General features: G+C 66.1%; 15 protein-coding genes. 3 read left to right on the top strand and 12 right to left on the bottom strand.

The features are described from left to right. The first annotated feature begins 43 nt into the window (after positions 1-43). Together ACIUM1_RS04905 and ACIUM1_RS04900 are read left to right on the top strand one after the other, a co-directional pair. A complete protein-coding gene (locus ACIUM1_RS04905; protein ID WP_406816143.1) occupies positions 44-388 on the top strand; it encodes a cupin domain-containing protein in 345 nt (114 codons plus the stop codon). 3 nt (positions 389-391) lie between these two features. Continuing rightward, on the top strand, positions 392-1,333 hold the full coding sequence (locus tag ACIUM1_RS04900; RefSeq protein ID WP_406816142.1) for an NAD(P)H-dependent flavin oxidoreductase: 942 nt from the start codon (positions 392-394) through the stop codon (positions 1,331-1,333). Positions 1,334-1,342: 9 nt separating this feature from the next. Here ACIUM1_RS04900 and ACIUM1_RS04895 read toward each other — a convergent pair whose 3' ends face one another. From ACIUM1_RS04895 to ACIUM1_RS04840, 12 genes are all read right to left on the bottom strand, one after another. Continuing rightward, positions 1,343-1,843, bottom strand: a complete 501-nt coding sequence (locus ACIUM1_RS04895) for a DUF1990 family protein (RefSeq protein WP_406816141.1) — start codon at positions 1,841-1,843, stop codon at positions 1,343-1,345. A 58-nt stretch (positions 1,844-1,901) separates the two neighbouring features. Then, the gene (locus ACIUM1_RS04890; RefSeq protein ID WP_406816140.1) at positions 1,902-3,590 is read right to left on the bottom strand and encodes an FAD-dependent oxidoreductase; all 1,689 of its coding nucleotides are present in this window, start codon (positions 3,588-3,590) and stop codon (positions 1,902-1,904) included. Then, positions 3,583-3,849 (bottom strand): UBP-type zinc finger domain-containing protein, encoded by a 267-nt coding sequence (locus tag ACIUM1_RS04885; protein ID WP_406816139.1) that lies wholly within the window; start codon positions 3,847-3,849, stop codon positions 3,583-3,585. Before ACIUM1_RS04885 ends, ACIUM1_RS04890 begins: the two co-directional genes overlap by 8 nt. Beyond that, entirely contained in the window at positions 3,846-4,298 is a 453-nt protein-coding gene (trxA, locus tag ACIUM1_RS04880) for a thioredoxin (RefSeq protein WP_406816138.1), read from the bottom strand. Before trxA ends, ACIUM1_RS04885 begins: the two co-directional genes overlap by 4 nt. A 13-nt stretch (positions 4,299-4,311) precedes the next feature. Continuing rightward, the gene (gene clpB, locus ACIUM1_RS04875) at positions 4,312-6,936 is read right to left on the bottom strand and encodes an ATP-dependent chaperone ClpB (protein ID WP_406816137.1); all 2,625 of its coding nucleotides are present in this window, start codon (positions 6,934-6,936) and stop codon (positions 4,312-4,314) included. Continuing rightward, positions 6,918-7,241, bottom strand: a complete 324-nt coding sequence (locus ACIUM1_RS04870; RefSeq protein ID WP_406816136.1) for a chaperone modulator CbpM — start codon at positions 7,239-7,241, stop codon at positions 6,918-6,920. Before ACIUM1_RS04870 ends, clpB begins: the two co-directional genes overlap by 19 nt. Further along, positions 7,238-8,164: a DnaJ C-terminal domain-containing protein gene (locus ACIUM1_RS04865; RefSeq protein ID WP_406816135.1), complete on the bottom strand. Its 927-nt coding sequence runs from the start codon at positions 8,162-8,164 to the stop codon at positions 7,238-7,240. Before ACIUM1_RS04865 ends, ACIUM1_RS04870 begins: the two co-directional genes overlap by 4 nt. A 6-nt stretch (positions 8,165-8,170) precedes the next feature. Beyond that, positions 8,171-8,695, bottom strand: coding sequence for a nucleotide exchange factor GrpE (locus tag ACIUM1_RS04860; protein ID WP_406816134.1), 525 nt, complete (start codon positions 8,693-8,695; stop codon positions 8,171-8,173). A gap of 5 nt (positions 8,696-8,700) precedes the next feature. Next, complete coding sequence (gene dnaK / locus ACIUM1_RS04855) at positions 8,701-10,596, bottom strand: molecular chaperone DnaK (RefSeq protein ID WP_406816133.1); 1,896 nt, start codon at positions 10,594-10,596, stop codon at positions 8,701-8,703. After that, positions 10,581-11,114, bottom strand: a complete 534-nt coding sequence (locus ACIUM1_RS04850; protein WP_406817534.1) for a general stress protein — start codon at positions 11,112-11,114, stop codon at positions 10,581-10,583. Before ACIUM1_RS04850 ends, dnaK begins: the two co-directional genes overlap by 16 nt. Positions 11,115-11,523: 409 nt before the next feature. Continuing rightward, positions 11,524-11,832: a DJ-1/PfpI family protein gene (locus ACIUM1_RS04845; protein WP_406816132.1), complete on the bottom strand. Its 309-nt coding sequence runs from the start codon at positions 11,830-11,832 to the stop codon at positions 11,524-11,526. A 219-nt stretch (positions 11,833-12,051) separates the two neighbouring features. After that, on the bottom strand, positions 12,052-12,498 hold the full coding sequence (locus ACIUM1_RS04840) for a hypothetical protein (RefSeq protein WP_406816131.1): 447 nt from the start codon (positions 12,496-12,498) through the stop codon (positions 12,052-12,054). Between the two features lie 190 nt (positions 12,499-12,688). On the opposite strand from ACIUM1_RS04840, the gene ACIUM1_RS04835 reads away from it, so the two are divergent. Further along, positions 12,689-13,963 carry an MFS transporter gene (locus tag ACIUM1_RS04835; RefSeq protein ID WP_406816130.1) on the top strand — a complete coding sequence of 425 codons (1,275 nt, stop codon included), beginning with the start codon at positions 12,689-12,691 and terminating at the stop codon, positions 13,961-13,963. Positions 13,964-14,018: the final 55 nt, after the last annotated feature.

Genomic DNA, 14,018 nt, shown 5'->3' with positions numbered 1-14,018 from the left:
CTCAGGGCCCGCGCGGGCCTGGCAACTTCGAAGGACCCACGAAATGGACTCCATCTCGCTGACCGACCTCTCGTCCGAAAAGATCGCCGAGGCCAAGCAGTCGCACAGCGGACGGGCCGCCCACACCATCCACGGCGGTCACACCCACGAGCTTCGCCAGACGGTGCTGGCCCTGCTGGCCGGTCACGACCTGTCCGAACACGACAGCCCCGGTGAGGCGACGCTGCAGGTGCTGCAGGGCCACGTGCGCCTGACAACCGGCAGCGACGCCTGGGACGGCAAGGCCGGTGACTACGTTGCAATTCCGCCCGAACGCCACGCCCTGCACGCGGTCGAAGACTCGGTGGTCCTGCTGACCGTGCTGAAGACCATTCCCTCGGCGCACTGACCGATGCTGTCGACACCCTGGTCAACGAATTTCGGTCTGCGGGTCCCCATCGTCAACGCCCCGATGGGCGGAGTCGCCGGCGGTCGGCTGGCCGCGGCCGTCACCGCTGCCGGTGGTCTCGGCATGGTCGGCATGGGCAGCGTCGCTACCCGGGAGCTGCTCGCCGAACAGCTCGAGCACGTCGACGGGCGGTTCGGCATCGGCATGGTCGATTGGGTGATGCGCAACCAGGCCGGCCTGCTCGAGGACGCGCTGGCCGCCCGCCCCGCCCTGTTGTCGGTCAGCTTCGGCACCGAATGGTCATGGGTCGCAGAGGCGCATGACGCCGGAATACTAACGGCCACACAGGTTTACGACGCTGCCGGGGCGCGCCAGGCGGTCGACGCCGGCGTCGACATCCTGGTTGCGCGCGGGTCCGAGGGCGGCGGGCATGGCGAGGACAAGCTGGGGCTGCTGCCGCTGCTGGACGCGGTGCTGGACGCGGTCTCGGTGCCGGTGCTGGCCGGCGGCGGGGTCGCCTCGGCGCGCAGCCTGGCCGCGGTGCTGGCCGCCGGTGCCAGCGGGGCGTGGGTGGGCACGCGCCTGGCCGCGTGTCCGGAAGCGCTCTCCGGTGACGGCAGCCGCCGCGCACTGCTCGCGGCCGGCGCCACCGACACCGCGGTCACCCGGGCCTTCGACGTTGCCCAGGCCCGGCCGTGGCCCGCGCGATTCCCGTCGCGGGTGCTGACCAACGACTTCGTCGAGCGCTGGACGGGCAACGAGGACGGGCTCGACCCGCAGGCTTGCGACGAACTCGCGGCCTCCATCGCCGCCGACGACCGCCGGATCGCGCCCGTGGATGCCGGGCAGGGCGTCGGGATGATCCGCGACGACGCGTCGGTGGCCGACGTCATCGACGAGATGTGCACGGGTGCCGAAGAGCTGTTGTCCCGCTGGGGCAGATAGCGCCCGCAGTCAGACCGCACGCAGATAGCGTCTGGCGATGAGGCGCTGGCCCACCTTCACCACCGGCCCCCCGGCCTTGCTCCACCACGTCGCGGGCCGCGAGAAGGCCGACACCTCCGCGTATACCGCGTCGGTGGCCGGGTCGTGGCGAACCACGAATCGTTCCTCGCCGGACTCGGGATGGCCCGGCAGGGTGCCGTAGCCGAAGCCGCGGATGTCGGGTTCGTCGACGACGTAGACGACGCGGCAGGGGGCGGGCAGAAAGCCCATCTTCACCACCACCACCGCATCGACGACGGCGATCTCGGAGCTGGCCTGCACTCGCAACCCCGACCCGCGCTGCATGCCCCAGCGCATGACGGCGGCCGCGGCCTCCTCGAAACGTTGCCGGCCCGTGCCGATTTGGCGCTCGGCATGTTGATGGTCGTATCCGGCGGGCAGCTCGCCGGCCGCCGTTGCCCCCACTTCGGCGTAGGTCAGGGGGAGTTCCTCTAATGCTCCTAAGTCCACCTGCCCAGCTTGCCACGCAAGACGCGTGTCATGCCCGATGCTCCGCTCGGGGACGGACTCAGAGCGAGAGGTAGTCGTTGATTTGGCGGATCGTCATCGAGCCCTCACCGACAGCAGACGCGACCCGCTTGACCGAGCGGCTCCGCACGTCACCCGCGGCGAAAACGCCGGGCCGACTGGTTTCCAGCGGCAACGGACGGCGCCGGGAAGTCGATTGCTGGCGATCATCGCCCGGGTAGAGGGCGTCGGCGCCGGTGGAGATGAAGCCGTGGTCATCGAGGGTGACCACCCCGCGAAGCCACGCGGTGTTGGGCACAGCGCCGATAAAAACGAAGAGCGAACGGGTGTTGATCTGAAATCGGCGTCCGGTCCGGTTGTCTTCGGCCACAATGAATTCGAGTTGGTCGTCGCCGCACGCCTCACGTACCTCCGTGTGCAGATGCACCGACACCCTCGGGTCTTGTTCGACCTGGTCGACGAGGTAGCGCGACATGGATTTGCCGAGATCGTCGCTGCGGACGAGCAGATGAACCGGATTACCTCGCGAGGCCAGGAAGACGGTTGCCTGGCCGGCCGAGTTCCCGCCGCCCACCACGACCACAGCGCCGGCGCCGCACATCAACGCCTCCTGGTGAGTGGCGGCGTAATAGACGCCGTTGCCTTGAAATCTCTCAATCCCGGGAACCGACAGCATGCGATATCGGGCTCCGGTGGCGAGCACAACGGCGCGGCAGTCAAGGCACGCGTCGTCCGCTAACCGGATGACATGGCGGCCGCCCTCCGACTGCAACGCGATTGCCTCTGCGGAGATGGCGATGCGAGCGGCGAATTTATCCGCCTGAAGCGCTGCTCTCTCGGCCAGATCCGAGCCCGAGATTCCGGCTGGGAATCCCAGGTAGTTCTCGATTCTCGATGACGTCCCGGCCTGCCCGCCGACCGCGGTCAACTCCAGCGCCGTGGTCATCAGACCGTCGGATGCGCCGTACACCGCGGCCGCCAGTCCGGCCGGCCCGGCGCCCACGATCACCACATCCCATTCCTGAATTGCGATGTCGGCCACCGGCAATCCGACTAGGCGGGCGAGTTCGCTGTTCGTCGGATTGCGCAGCACCTGGTCACCCAGGATCACCACCGGGGTCTGCTCTGTCGAGAGTCCGAAATGACGCACCAGCCGCTCGGCATTGCGGTCACGATCAAGGTCGAGCCATCTGTGCGGTAGTCGGTTGCGCGCGGCAAATTCCCGTAGCCGTGCGGTGTCGGGGGAGTAGCAGGAACCTATGATGCGTAGCCCTGGCGCGTCTTCGATCAGTAGCGACCGGCGCAGCAGGTACGCGCGCAAGATGAGGTCGCTGAGGTCTTGATCGTGTTCGACCAGACGGCGAACCTGTTTGACCGGTACCACCAGCACTTCGCCGTCTTCGGCCATGGCGGCCGTGAAGAAAGAGGCTTGCCCTTCCAGCTCGGCCAGCTCGCCGAGGAACCTGCGCCGGCCGTGTACCCGGATCAGTTGCGGCGCACCGGTTTCGTCATTGACCATGATGGCGGCCATTCCGCGCAGGATCACGAAGAAGTCGTCGGACCGGTAACCTTCCCGGATCAGGAACTCGCCTCTACGGACAGCGCGCCGGCTGCCACCCACCTCGAGCGTGGCGATCTGATGATCGCTGAGCCGCGGATAGGCTCCGCTGGTGTCCGGCGTCTCTACCAGCTGCGAGGCCTTCGGGATGACGTCGGCGACGCTAGACATAGTTCTCATGGACGTAGCACCACCGCCACGTTTCTCCGGGCTCCAACGATTGCACGATGGGGTGCTCGGCGGTATGGAAATGGGCTCTGGCGTGACGCAGGGGTGATGAGTCGCAGCAGCCGACGTGTCCACATGTCAGGCATAACCGCAGATGCACCCACGGCGTGCCCAGCCGCAGGCACTCTTCGCAGCCCCGGTGAGTGCGCGGGCTCACGGGTCTGATGGCGCTGATGTCGGGGTCCGTCCCGATCGAAGTCATGAAGGTGCCTCCTTGGTGGTGTGTTCTGCGAGCGACTCATCGAGCCAATGTCGCAGCGCCGCAACGGGAGCGGCGCCCGACTGCCGGGCCAAAACCTGCCCGTGGTGCATGAGCAGCAGTGTGGGTACCGCCCGCACGGTGAAGCGCTCTGAGGTCGCGGGTGACTTGTCCACGTCGACTTTGACCAGTTTGAGCCGGCCGGCACGTTCGGTGGCGAGCTGTTCCAACGCCGGGCTGACCATCCGGCATGGTCCGCACCAGGTGGCCCACAAGTCCACCAGCACCGGCACCGGCGCCTTCTCGACGACGCTGGCGAAGTCGCGATCGTCGCTCGCCGCGATCCACGGCAGCCACTGGTGGCAGTTGGCGCAGCGTGGCTTTCCGTCGGCTGCAGCAGGCACCCGATTTCGCTTCCCGCAGTGCGGGCAGGTGACGACGGTTGATTCCATGCCATCGCCCTCCTCAGGCCGCGGCGACCGGGGCTTTGTAGGCGACGGACAGTTCGTCACCCTCGACGTCGACCTCGATTCTGCCGCCGGCCGCGATCTCGCCGCGCAGCAAGGCGCGGCCGATCCTGGTCTCCACTTCGTGGGCGATGTATCGGCGCAACGGCCGCGCTCCGTAAACCGGGTCGTATCCGTGCTCGGCGATGATCCGGCGAGCTTCCGGGGTGATAGCGAAGTCAATTTGGTTCTCGGCCAACCTGTTTCGCAACTCCTCGAGTTGCAGCTCGACGATGCGTTCGATCTGTGGCATCGACAGCGGGGTGAACAACACGATGTCGTCGACCCGGTTGAGAAACTCGGGGCGGAAGTGTGTTCGCAGGTCCGCCATGACCAGCTCGCGGGTGTCCGGCTTGATTTCGCCGTCGGGCGTTACGCCGTCGAACAGGTAGTGCGATCCGATGTTGGACGTCATGATGACCACCGTGTTGCGGAAGTCGACCTGGTGTCCCTGCGAATCGGTGAGCCGCCCGTCGTCCAGCACCTGCAGCAAGGTGTTGAACACGTCAGCGTGCGCCTTTTCGATTTCGTCGAACAGCACCACCGAGTAGGGCTTGCGCCGTACCGCTTCGGTCAGTTGGCCGCCCTCGTCGTATCCGACATATCCGGGCGGCGCCCCGACCAATCGGCTCACCGTGTGCCGCTCCTGATACTCACTCATGTCGAGTCGCACCATGTTGTCCTCGCTGTCGAACAAGGCGGCGGCCAATGCCCTGGCGAGCTCGGTCTTGCCGACCCCGGTCGGGCCCAGGAAAATGAACGACCCGATCGGACGGCGAGGGTTTCGGATTCCGGAGCGCGCACGGATGACGGCGTCCGCGACGAGCTGCACGGCCTCGTCCTGGCCGATCACCCGTTCATGCAGGATTTCGTCGAGGCGCAGCAGCTTTTCGCGTTCGCCCTCCCGCAGCCGGGCCACCGGGATACCGGTCCAGGCGGCGACGATTTCGGCTATCTCGTCCTCGGTCACCACCTCGCGCAGCAGCGGCCGGTCGCCCTGCTTGGCCCTCAATTGATCTTCGGCGGCGTGCAACTTGCGCTCGAGGTCGCTGAGCTGTCCATAACGCAGTTCGGCGGCGCGATTGAGGTCGTAATTGCGCTCAGCCTCGTCTGCCTCCCGGCGTATCTGTTCGATTTGTTCTCGCAGTTGTTGCACGCGCCGGATCGCCTGCCGCTCGGCATCCCACTGCGCATGCCGGGCGTCGGCCTCGCTCCGCAGGTCGGCCAACTCTTTACGCAGCTCCTCTAGGCGGGACTTGCTGGCTGGGTCGGTCTCCTTGGACAGGGCGGCCTCTTCGATCTCGAGCCGCGTGACGCGACGAATGATCTCGTCCAGTTCCGCTGGCATGGAATCGATTTCGGTGCGTAACCGGGCGCAGGCCTCGTCGACCAGGTCGATCGCCTTGTCGGGTAGGAACCGGTCGGTGATGTAGCGGTGGGACAGGGTGGCCGCGGCCACCAGCGCACCATCTTGAATCTTGACGCCGTGAAAGATTTCGAGGCGCTCGCGAAGCCCGCGCAGGATCGAGATGGTGTCCTCCACGTCGGGTTCGTCGACCAGGACGGTCTGGAATCGGCGCTCCAACGCGGCGTCGTTTTCGATGTACTTGCGGTACTCGTCCAGGGTCGTCGCACCGATCATGTGCAATTCGCCGCGGGCGAGCATGGGCTTGAGCATGTTCCCGGCGTCCAGCGAGCCCTCGGCCGCCCCGGCGCCGACCACGGTGTGAAGTTCGTCGACGAACAACAGGATTCGTCCTTCGCCCGCCTTGACCTCCGACAGCACGGCCCGCAGTCGCTCCTCGAACTCGCCACGGTACTTCGCACCAGCCACCAGCGAACCCATGTCTAAAGAGAAGATTGTCTTGTCCCGCAAGCCTTCCGGGACATCGCCGCGCACGATTCGTTGGGCGAGACCCTCCACGATCGCCGTCTTGCCGACGCCGGGATCACCGATCAGCACCGGGTTGTTCTTCGTCTTGCGGCTCAGGATTTGGATCACCCTGCGGATCTCGCCGTCTCGGCCGATCACCGGGTCCAGCTTGCCGGCCTGGGCCTCGGCCACCAGGTCCCGGCCGTACTTCGACAACGCCTCGTAGGAGCCCTCCGGTGTCGCCGAGGTCACTCGCTGATTGCCCCGGATCTTCGTGAGCGCTGTCAAAAACGAATCCCGGGTCACCTTGCGCGAGGCCAGGATTCGCCCCGCAGCGGTCGAATTGCCTTCTTCGGCCAGCGCTATCACCAGGTGCTCGACCGACACATACTCGTCCTTGAGCCGTTTGGCTTCCCGCGTGGCGGTATCCAGCAGTTTCGCCAGCCGTGGGGTCACCGTTACCTGCCCCGGCGTGGCGCCCGGACCACTGACCCGCGGCCGCCTGTTCAGCTCAGCTTCAAGGTCGGCGCGCAACCCGGCGGTATCGGCCCCCGCCTGATCCAACAGCCGCGGCACCAAACCGTCGGGCTGGTCGATCAACGCCAGCAGCAGGTGTTCGCCGTCGACCTCGGTGTGACCCATGCGCGTCGCGATGCTCTGCGCCTCTTGCAGTGCCTCCTGTGACTTCTGCGTCAAACTGTTGATATCCACTGGGATTGTCTCCTTGAGCGAGAACGGATTTCGAGCTCTTCAATGCGGTCCAGCAGGTCGAGCACCAGCCCAATCGCCGCGTAGTTCAGTCCAAGCCCGGCGCGCAGTCGCTGAATCCGGGCCACGACGGCCAGGTCGGATGCGGTGAACCACAGCTCGCCCGCAGCGTCCGACCGGCCTGGCAGTAGGCCGAGGGCGACCAGCCGGCGCACCATGTCGGGATGCATCCGACATCGTCGGGCAAACGCGTCGAGGCGCAGACCTGGTCGGCGTGCCAGGACATAGCGGGCGGCCGGCGCCGTCATTGTCCCCTCCTCGGGTCGAACGTCGATTCTGCGGCCAGCTGCTGGAACAACTCTCGTTCCCGGGCGGTGGGTTTGGGCGGCACCATAATTTTTATCTCGGCGTACAGGTCACCCGGTTTGCCGTGCGGGTTGGGCATTCCCTCACCCCGCAGCCGTAGCCGCCTGCCGGTCGAGGAGCCGGCCGGCACCTTGACCTTTGCCTCACCCGCCGGGGTGCGAACGGCGACGGTTGCTCCCAGCGCCGCTTCCCAGGGCGAGACGCGCAGATCGGTGATGACGTCACGGCCGTCGAGCCGGAAGAGGGGGTGCGGCGCAATCCGCACCACCAGGTACAGGTCTCCTGCGGGCCCGTCCCCGCTGCCCCGGCCGCCCTCGCCGGCCAAGCGGATCCGCTGCCCGTCGACAACCCCGGCGGGGATGTTCACGGTGTAGTTGCGGCCGTCCAGGGAGATCTGCCGCCGGCCGCCCCGGTAGGCCTCCTCGAGGGTCAGTTCCAGCACGGCCTCTTGGTCGGCGCCGGGGACGGGCCCGAAGCCCCCGCCGCCCGAGAACATGTCGCCGAAGAGGTCTTCGATGTTGATGCCGCCGCCGGCGCCACCGAAGCCCTGGCCGAAGCGCACCCGGGTGCCGGAGCGACCGCCGCCACCAAATCCGGTGGAACGGCTTGCTCCGGCCTCGGCTCGCTCCTCCCAATCCTCGGGAACCCGCCGGAAGTCCTCCCCGAACCGGTCGTATCGCTTACGGGTCTGCGGGTCGGAGAGAACGTGATAAGCCTCGTTGAGCTCTTTGAACCGGTCTTCTGCCGAGGGATCCTTATTGACATCGGGATGGTACTTGCGGGCCAGCGTGCGAAACGCCTGCTGGATTTGTTCAGCGGTCGCGTCCCGCGAAATCCCGAGCGCGTCGTAGTAGTCGCGGGCCAATGGATCTCACTCCTCGCGCCGGCTGACCACCACGGCCGCCGGCCGGAGTTGCCGGGTGCCCTCGCCGTAGCCCGGGCGGAGCACCTCAAGGACCGTCCCGGGCGCGCGGTCGGGTTGGTCGACGACCCCGACGACCTCATGGCGTTCGGGGTCGAACTGCACCCCGACCTCCGCGTCACGTGGGTAACCGAGACGCTCCAGCACCTGTACCGCTTCTTGCAGGACGCTGCGCACACCGTCGAGGACCGCGCTCGACTCGTCGCCGGCATGACTGATCGCGCGCTCGAGGTTGTCGACGATCGGAAGCCACGCGCGGGCCACAGTCGAGCGTTCGGCCGTACGCTCGCGGTCCAATTCGCGTGCGTACCGCTTGCGCAGGTTGTCCAGGTCGGCAAGCGCTCGTCGCCAGCGGTCTTCCAGCCGAGCGAGCTCTTCGTCCTGATTCCCTTGCTGGGCAGCGGGTTCCGCCGCCGGGCCGCGTGGGTTGTTGTGGTTCTGCTCGGTCGTCGATTGTTCGGCGGGGGTGCCCATACCGCTCAGCCCCGGTCGAATTCGGCGTCAACGACGTCGTCATCGGCCGACCTTGCCCCGTCGCCGGCGCCGGCGCCGTTGCCGGACGCCGGTCCGCTGCTGCCATCGGTCGTGACCGGTTGCAGGCCCTGCAGCAGCTGGTGCAGCTCCGAGGTCAACGACTGCACGCGGTCGAGTGGGGCTTCCTCTTTGACGGCCTGTCGGGCGTCGGCGACCAGCATCTCGGCGCGCGCCCGGTCATGGGGCGCGGCCGAGTCGCCGAGCTGGGTGAGCCGCCGCTCTACCTGATATGCCACCGAATCGAGTTCGTTGCGCGCTTCGACGGCCTGGCGGAGCTGCTCGTCGTCGCGCCGATGCGCTTCGGCCTCGCTGACCATCCGCTCGACCTCACTCTTGTCGAGGTTGGACTGCTCGCTGATGGTGATGCTCTGCTCGGCACCGGTGTCCTTGTCCCGCGCGGTGACGTTGAGGATGCCGTTGGCGTCGATGTCGAAGATGACCTCGATCTGCGGTTCGCCGCGCGGTGCGGGGCGGATGTTCTGCAAGCTGAATCGGCCGAGAACCCGGTTGTCCCTGGCTAATTCGCGCTCGCCCTGCAATACGACCACATCGACGGCGGGTTGATTGTCTTCGGCGGTGGTGAACACCTCGCTGCGACGCACCGGGATGGTGGTGTTGCGTTCGATGATCTTGGTCATCACGCCGCCGCGGGTTTCCACCCCCAACGACAACGGTGTCACGTCGAGCAGCAGGACGTCGGAAACCTCACCTTTGAGCACCCCAGCCTGCACGGCGGCCCCCATCGCGACCACCTCGTCGGGGTTCACGCTCATGTTCGGGTCCTTGCCGCCGGTGAGCCGGCGGACGAGGGCCTGGACGGCGGGGATGCGGGTCGACCCGCCGACCAGGATGACCTCGTCGATATCGTTGGCCGATACCTTCGCGTCGCTCATCGCCTGCTGGACCGGGCCCATGCAGCGCTCGACAAGGTCGGCGGTGAGATCGTCGAATTTGGACCGCATGACGGTCATGGTGAGGTGCTTGGGCCCGCTGGCGTCCGCCGTGATGAAGGGCAGGTTCACCTGCGTCTGCGCCATCGATGACAGCTCGACCTTGGCCTTCTCCGCCGCCTCGAACAGCCGTTGCAAGGCCTGCGCGTCCGAGCGCAGATCGATGCCGTTTTCCCGCTGAAAGTCGTCAGCCAGGTAATCGACAAGTCTGCGGTCGAAATCGTCGCCGCCCAGATGCGAATCGCCCGCCGTGGCACGGACTTCCACGACTCCGTCACCGACGTCGAGCAGGCTCACGTCGAAGGTGCCGCCGCCGAGGTCGAAGACGAGAACGGTTTCGTGTCCCTTCTTGTCCAACCCGTATGCCAGGGCCGCAGCGGTGGGCTCGTTGATGATGCGCAGAACTTCCAGACCGGCGATGCGCCCGGCGTCCTTGGTGGCGTTGCGCTGTGCGTCGTTGAAGTAGGCCGGGACAGTGATGACGGCTTCGCGTACTCGCTCACCCAGGAACTTGCCCGCATCGTCGGCCAGTTTGCGCAACACCTGTGCGCTGATTTCCTCCGGCGCGTACTGCTTGCCACGCACCAAGAACCGGGCTTCGCCGTTTTCGCCTTCGACGACATCGAAGCTGACAGCCTTGGCTTCCTCGGTGACCTCCGAGAACCGGCGGCCGATGAATCGCTTCGCCGAATAGATCGTTCCCTTGGGGTTCATGATGGATTGTCGCCTGGCCAACTGGCCGACCAGGCGCTCCCCGCTTTCGGTGAACGCCACGACCGACGGGGTGGTTCGCGCCCCCTCCGCGTTGGCGATCACCACGGGTTCCCCGCCCTGCCAGGCGGCGATAACGGAATTAGTGGTTCCCAGGTCGATTCCTACTGCGGTGGCCATGTGCTAGTCCCTTCGGCTGCTGTCCCGGATTCGTTGCTTGGTGGTTGGTTGCTTTTTTGGAGGAGTTGCAGGGCGCGCGAAGCCATCCCTACGTCGACGACGATGTCGTAATGTCTCGGCTGAAGTGAGGTGACCGTGGTGAAATCGCGTTGACCGCGCTGCATCGCGTACACGAGCATGCCGACCAGCGCGCCCACGGCGGCGCCGAAGACAAGGCCGTAGAACGCGAGCATCAGTTCGGCTATCAAGGGCTGGATCCAGCTGAAGAGGCCGAAAATCCAGCCGATCAGCGCGCCTACCAGACCACCTGAGGCCGCGCCGCGCAGCGCCGCCACGCCATAGTTCAGTTGCCCGGTGACCCGCTCGACAAGCTCGACGTCTCGGCCGACAATGGCCAGCCGGTTTATCGGGAACTGCTGATCGGCGAGGTAGTCCACCGCGCGCTCGGCGTCGGCATAGTTATCGAAGGTGGCGATGGCCTGGCGGGCCGGCGCATTTGGTTGGACCGACGAGCTCATCGCTGTGGGTTGTTGCGTCATAGCGACCCCGAGGCGTTAACCGACTCGCGCTGAGCGGAACCCGTTTCGACGGACTGAGTCATGGTGTTTTCCTTGATCGGCTTGTCTTCTGTGCGAAGCTGCGGCCGGCGGAAATCTTCTCTCGCACCTACCGGATCTAGCTCCGTGTCCACTGTCCCAATCTCGGGTGGCCAATGCGTGCTCCCGGCGGGCTGAAAAAGTCGGTCATGGTTGGTCCTGTCAGCACGACTGCCCGAATCGGATCACATCGGGTGACGGCGGCGCGTGGAACGCCGCTTTCGGTAACTGATGGACCCCAGTCAGCGACTCCCGTTGCCGCGCTGGGCATTCCGTGACATCCTGCGCTCAGCACGGCCGGCCGGTCCCACGCAGGCTCGGTCTCCTCGGCTCAGGCCGAAACGGCCTGCGGAACCAGGCGAGCGAATTCCTCGACGATTGTGCTGTAGAAAGCGCGCAGGGCCTGCGACGAGACCAGCCCGCCATCCAGTATGGCGGCCCCGTTCTTTCGCAGGGCTCGCGTCGTCAGGTACGACGGAGAGGTTCTGCCCCGGGCGACCCCGGCTTCGAGCAGCGTCCAGGCGCCGTGGCAGACCACAGCGACCGGTTGCCCCGAAGCGATGAAGTCACCCACGAACGCGACCACGGTGTCGTCGCCGGAAAGCCGGCGCCGTCCGCCGCGAGCAATGCAATTCGCCATCCTTGCAAACGCTGATCCACGTCGAACTCCGCTCGGCAGTGGTTGAAATGCGGATTCTTCCGCCTATCCAAGCGTCGCTGTTACTGACGTCGATTTCCTGCTCCCCGGAGAGCAAATGTGTCAAGCGGTATTCGCCCCGCGGTGACAGGGCGGTCCGGGTGCCGCGATCGAGCAGGCGCGAGGGGCACCGCGTGGGCGCCGGATCAATCCGGCCCTCGATCAGCGCGGGTTATTGCGTCGGAAAGCAGTCATGTAGCGCACGATCTCGCTGCGGGTGAGACCCATATAGGCACCCTTTTCGAGAATGTCCTCTACTCCGTAGCCCTGGCTTTGCAGCGCATGAACGAACTTAATTCTGTTCGGCGAGTGCCGCTGCGGTCTCGGCTTGCGGAACTCTGCTTTCGGAACGTCGAATCGGGCCGCCTGGCTTTCTCGTTTGACCACAACGGGATCGCGGCGGTATTTGCCTTCTCTCATGTCCCGGAGGGCTCTTTCGCCGGCTTCGCCCTTCAGGATCACGTACTCGGCATTTGTCTTATGCTGGCCGATCTCCGCCACTATCATGCCTTCAGCATTGTCACGGACGCATTCTCGCTTGGTGCAATAGGTGAATCCCAATTGTTCTCGTTCAAGCAGAATTTCGTCTCCGCAGGTAACACACTTCACTTGTCGTCCTTAAGTTCATCGCAGCCCACCGGCGAAATCGGTGGCGCATAGATAAACGATTGGTGAACCGCGTTGGTTCCTGGTCAACTCTGGCCGACGGGGGAGCCGTCGACCGACGAAATGGTGCCCGGCACCGTGGAATCGGTCGTGATGTCGGTTCCTCGGTCGGCGCTCGGGTAACAATCGAGGGATGGCGAACGAGTACGCGCCGGCGCTGACGGTGCGGCCCCGCGATCGAGTCGCGCTCTATGCGGTGAATTTCTTCATGGCCGACATGGAGGCCGGGATGGGTCCGTTCCTGGGGGTGCTGTTGCAGGGCCGTGGCTGGAGCACGGGTTCCATCGGCGCAGTAATCACGCTGGGGGCTATCGTCGGCATGCTTGCCGTCACGCCCGCGGGTGCGCTGGTTGATGCCACCAACCACAAGCGTGCGTGCGCCATCGTCGCCGGTCTCGGCGCCGTGGCCGGCGCGGCGGTGATTCTGACGTCACGGCACTTCTGGGTGATCGCCGGGGCGCAGGCGGTGATGTGCATCTCCGGAGCGACCATGGCGCCCGCCCTGATCGGGATCACCCTCGGCTTGGTCGGACAGGCGGGATTCACCGGTCAAAACGGCCGCAACCAGGCGTTCAACCACGCCGGCAACATGGCGGGGGCCGCCCTAGCCGGCGTACTGGGCTGGCACTTCGGCTACGCGGCGGTGTTTTGGCTGGCGGCGGGGTTTGCGGTGGTCACGATCGTCGCCGTGCTGGCGATTCCCGCCGGTCGCATCAATCACCACCTCGCCCGCGGGGAGGCCGTTGCCAAGGATCAGCCCCCGGTCAAGCCGCTACGGGTACTGCTCGGGTCCCGCCCGCTGCTGGCGCTGGCCGCGGCCGTGACGCTGTTTCACCTGGGGAACGCGGCGATGCTGCCCCTTTACGGGCTGGCAGTGGTGGCGACGAACGCCAACCCGTTCACCACCGTGGCGAGCACCGTCGTCATCGCGCAGGCGGTGATGGTCCCCGCCGCGCTGGCAGCCATGAAAATCGCCGAAGCTCGCGGTTACTGGCCGGCGATCTTGGTCGCGTTCACCGTGCTGCCGGTCCGCGCCTTCTTTGCCAGTTACGTCATCACCACCTGGGGCGTCATTCCGGTACAGATACTCGACGGCGTTGGTGCCGGCCTGTTGTCAGTTGCGGTGCCGGGGCTGGTGGCCCGCATACTCGACGGCACCGGGCACATCAACGTCGGCCAGGGCGCAGTGATGGCTGCGCAAGGGTTCGGTGGTGCATTGAGCCCCGCGCTCGGGGGCTTTGCAGCCCAAACATTCGGGTTTCCAACCGCTTTCGCGATGCTCGGGGGACTTTCGCTGGGCTCACTGGTTATCTGGCTGGGTTTCGCATCGTTGCTGCGGCGCACCGGCGCCGGGGTAGGCCAAGGCGTCCAGCACCGCACGGATGTGCCGCTGAAAAACGGTACATAGAAACCCGTTTGGTCGTCGACGGGCGAGGGTAGGCTATTCGGTTAGGGCCGCGGCG

The sequence above is a fragment of the Mycobacterium sp. M23085 genome (assembly GCF_045343915.1).
Taxonomy (GTDB): Bacteria; Actinomycetota; Actinomycetes; order Mycobacteriales; family Mycobacteriaceae; genus Mycobacterium.
The sequence above is the reverse complement of the archived record's forward strand: the minus strand, read 5'-3'. Positions and strand labels throughout refer to the sequence as shown.

Coding starts and splice junctions, on each gene's coding strand:
- ACIUM1_RS04905 (WP_406816143.1), top strand. CDS start 44: ATGGACTCCATCTCGCTGACCGACCTCTCGTCCGAAAAGATCGCCGAG.
- ACIUM1_RS04900 (WP_406816142.1), top strand. CDS start 392: ATGCTGTCGACACCCTGGTCAACGAATTTCGGTCTGCGGGTCCCCATC.
- ACIUM1_RS04890 (WP_406816140.1), bottom strand. CDS start 3,590: ATGTCTAGCGTCGCCGACGTCATCCCGAAGGCCTCGCAGCTGGTAGAG.
- ACIUM1_RS04885 (WP_406816139.1), bottom strand. CDS start 3,849: ATGACTTCGATCGGGACGGACCCCGACATCAGCGCCATCAGACCCGTG.
- trxA (WP_406816138.1), bottom strand. CDS start 4,298: ATGGAATCAACCGTCGTCACCTGCCCGCACTGCGGGAAGCGAAATCGG.
- ACIUM1_RS04870 (WP_406816136.1), bottom strand. CDS start 7,241: ATGACGGCGCCGGCCGCCCGCTATGTCCTGGCACGCCGACCAGGTCTG.
- ACIUM1_RS04860 (WP_406816134.1), bottom strand. CDS start 8,695: ATGGGCACCCCCGCCGAACAATCGACGACCGAGCAGAACCACAACAAC.
- dnaK (WP_406816133.1), bottom strand. CDS start 10,596: ATGGCCACCGCAGTAGGAATCGACCTGGGAACCACTAATTCCGTTATC.
- ACIUM1_RS04850 (WP_406817534.1), bottom strand. CDS start 11,114: ATGAGCTCGTCGGTCCAACCAAATGCGCCGGCCCGCCAGGCCATCGCC.
- ACIUM1_RS04845 (WP_406816132.1), bottom strand. CDS start 11,832: ATGGCGAATTGCATTGCTCGCGGCGGACGGCGCCGGCTTTCCGGCGAC.
- ACIUM1_RS04835 (WP_406816130.1), top strand. CDS start 12,689: ATGGCGAACGAGTACGCGCCGGCGCTGACGGTGCGGCCCCGCGATCGA.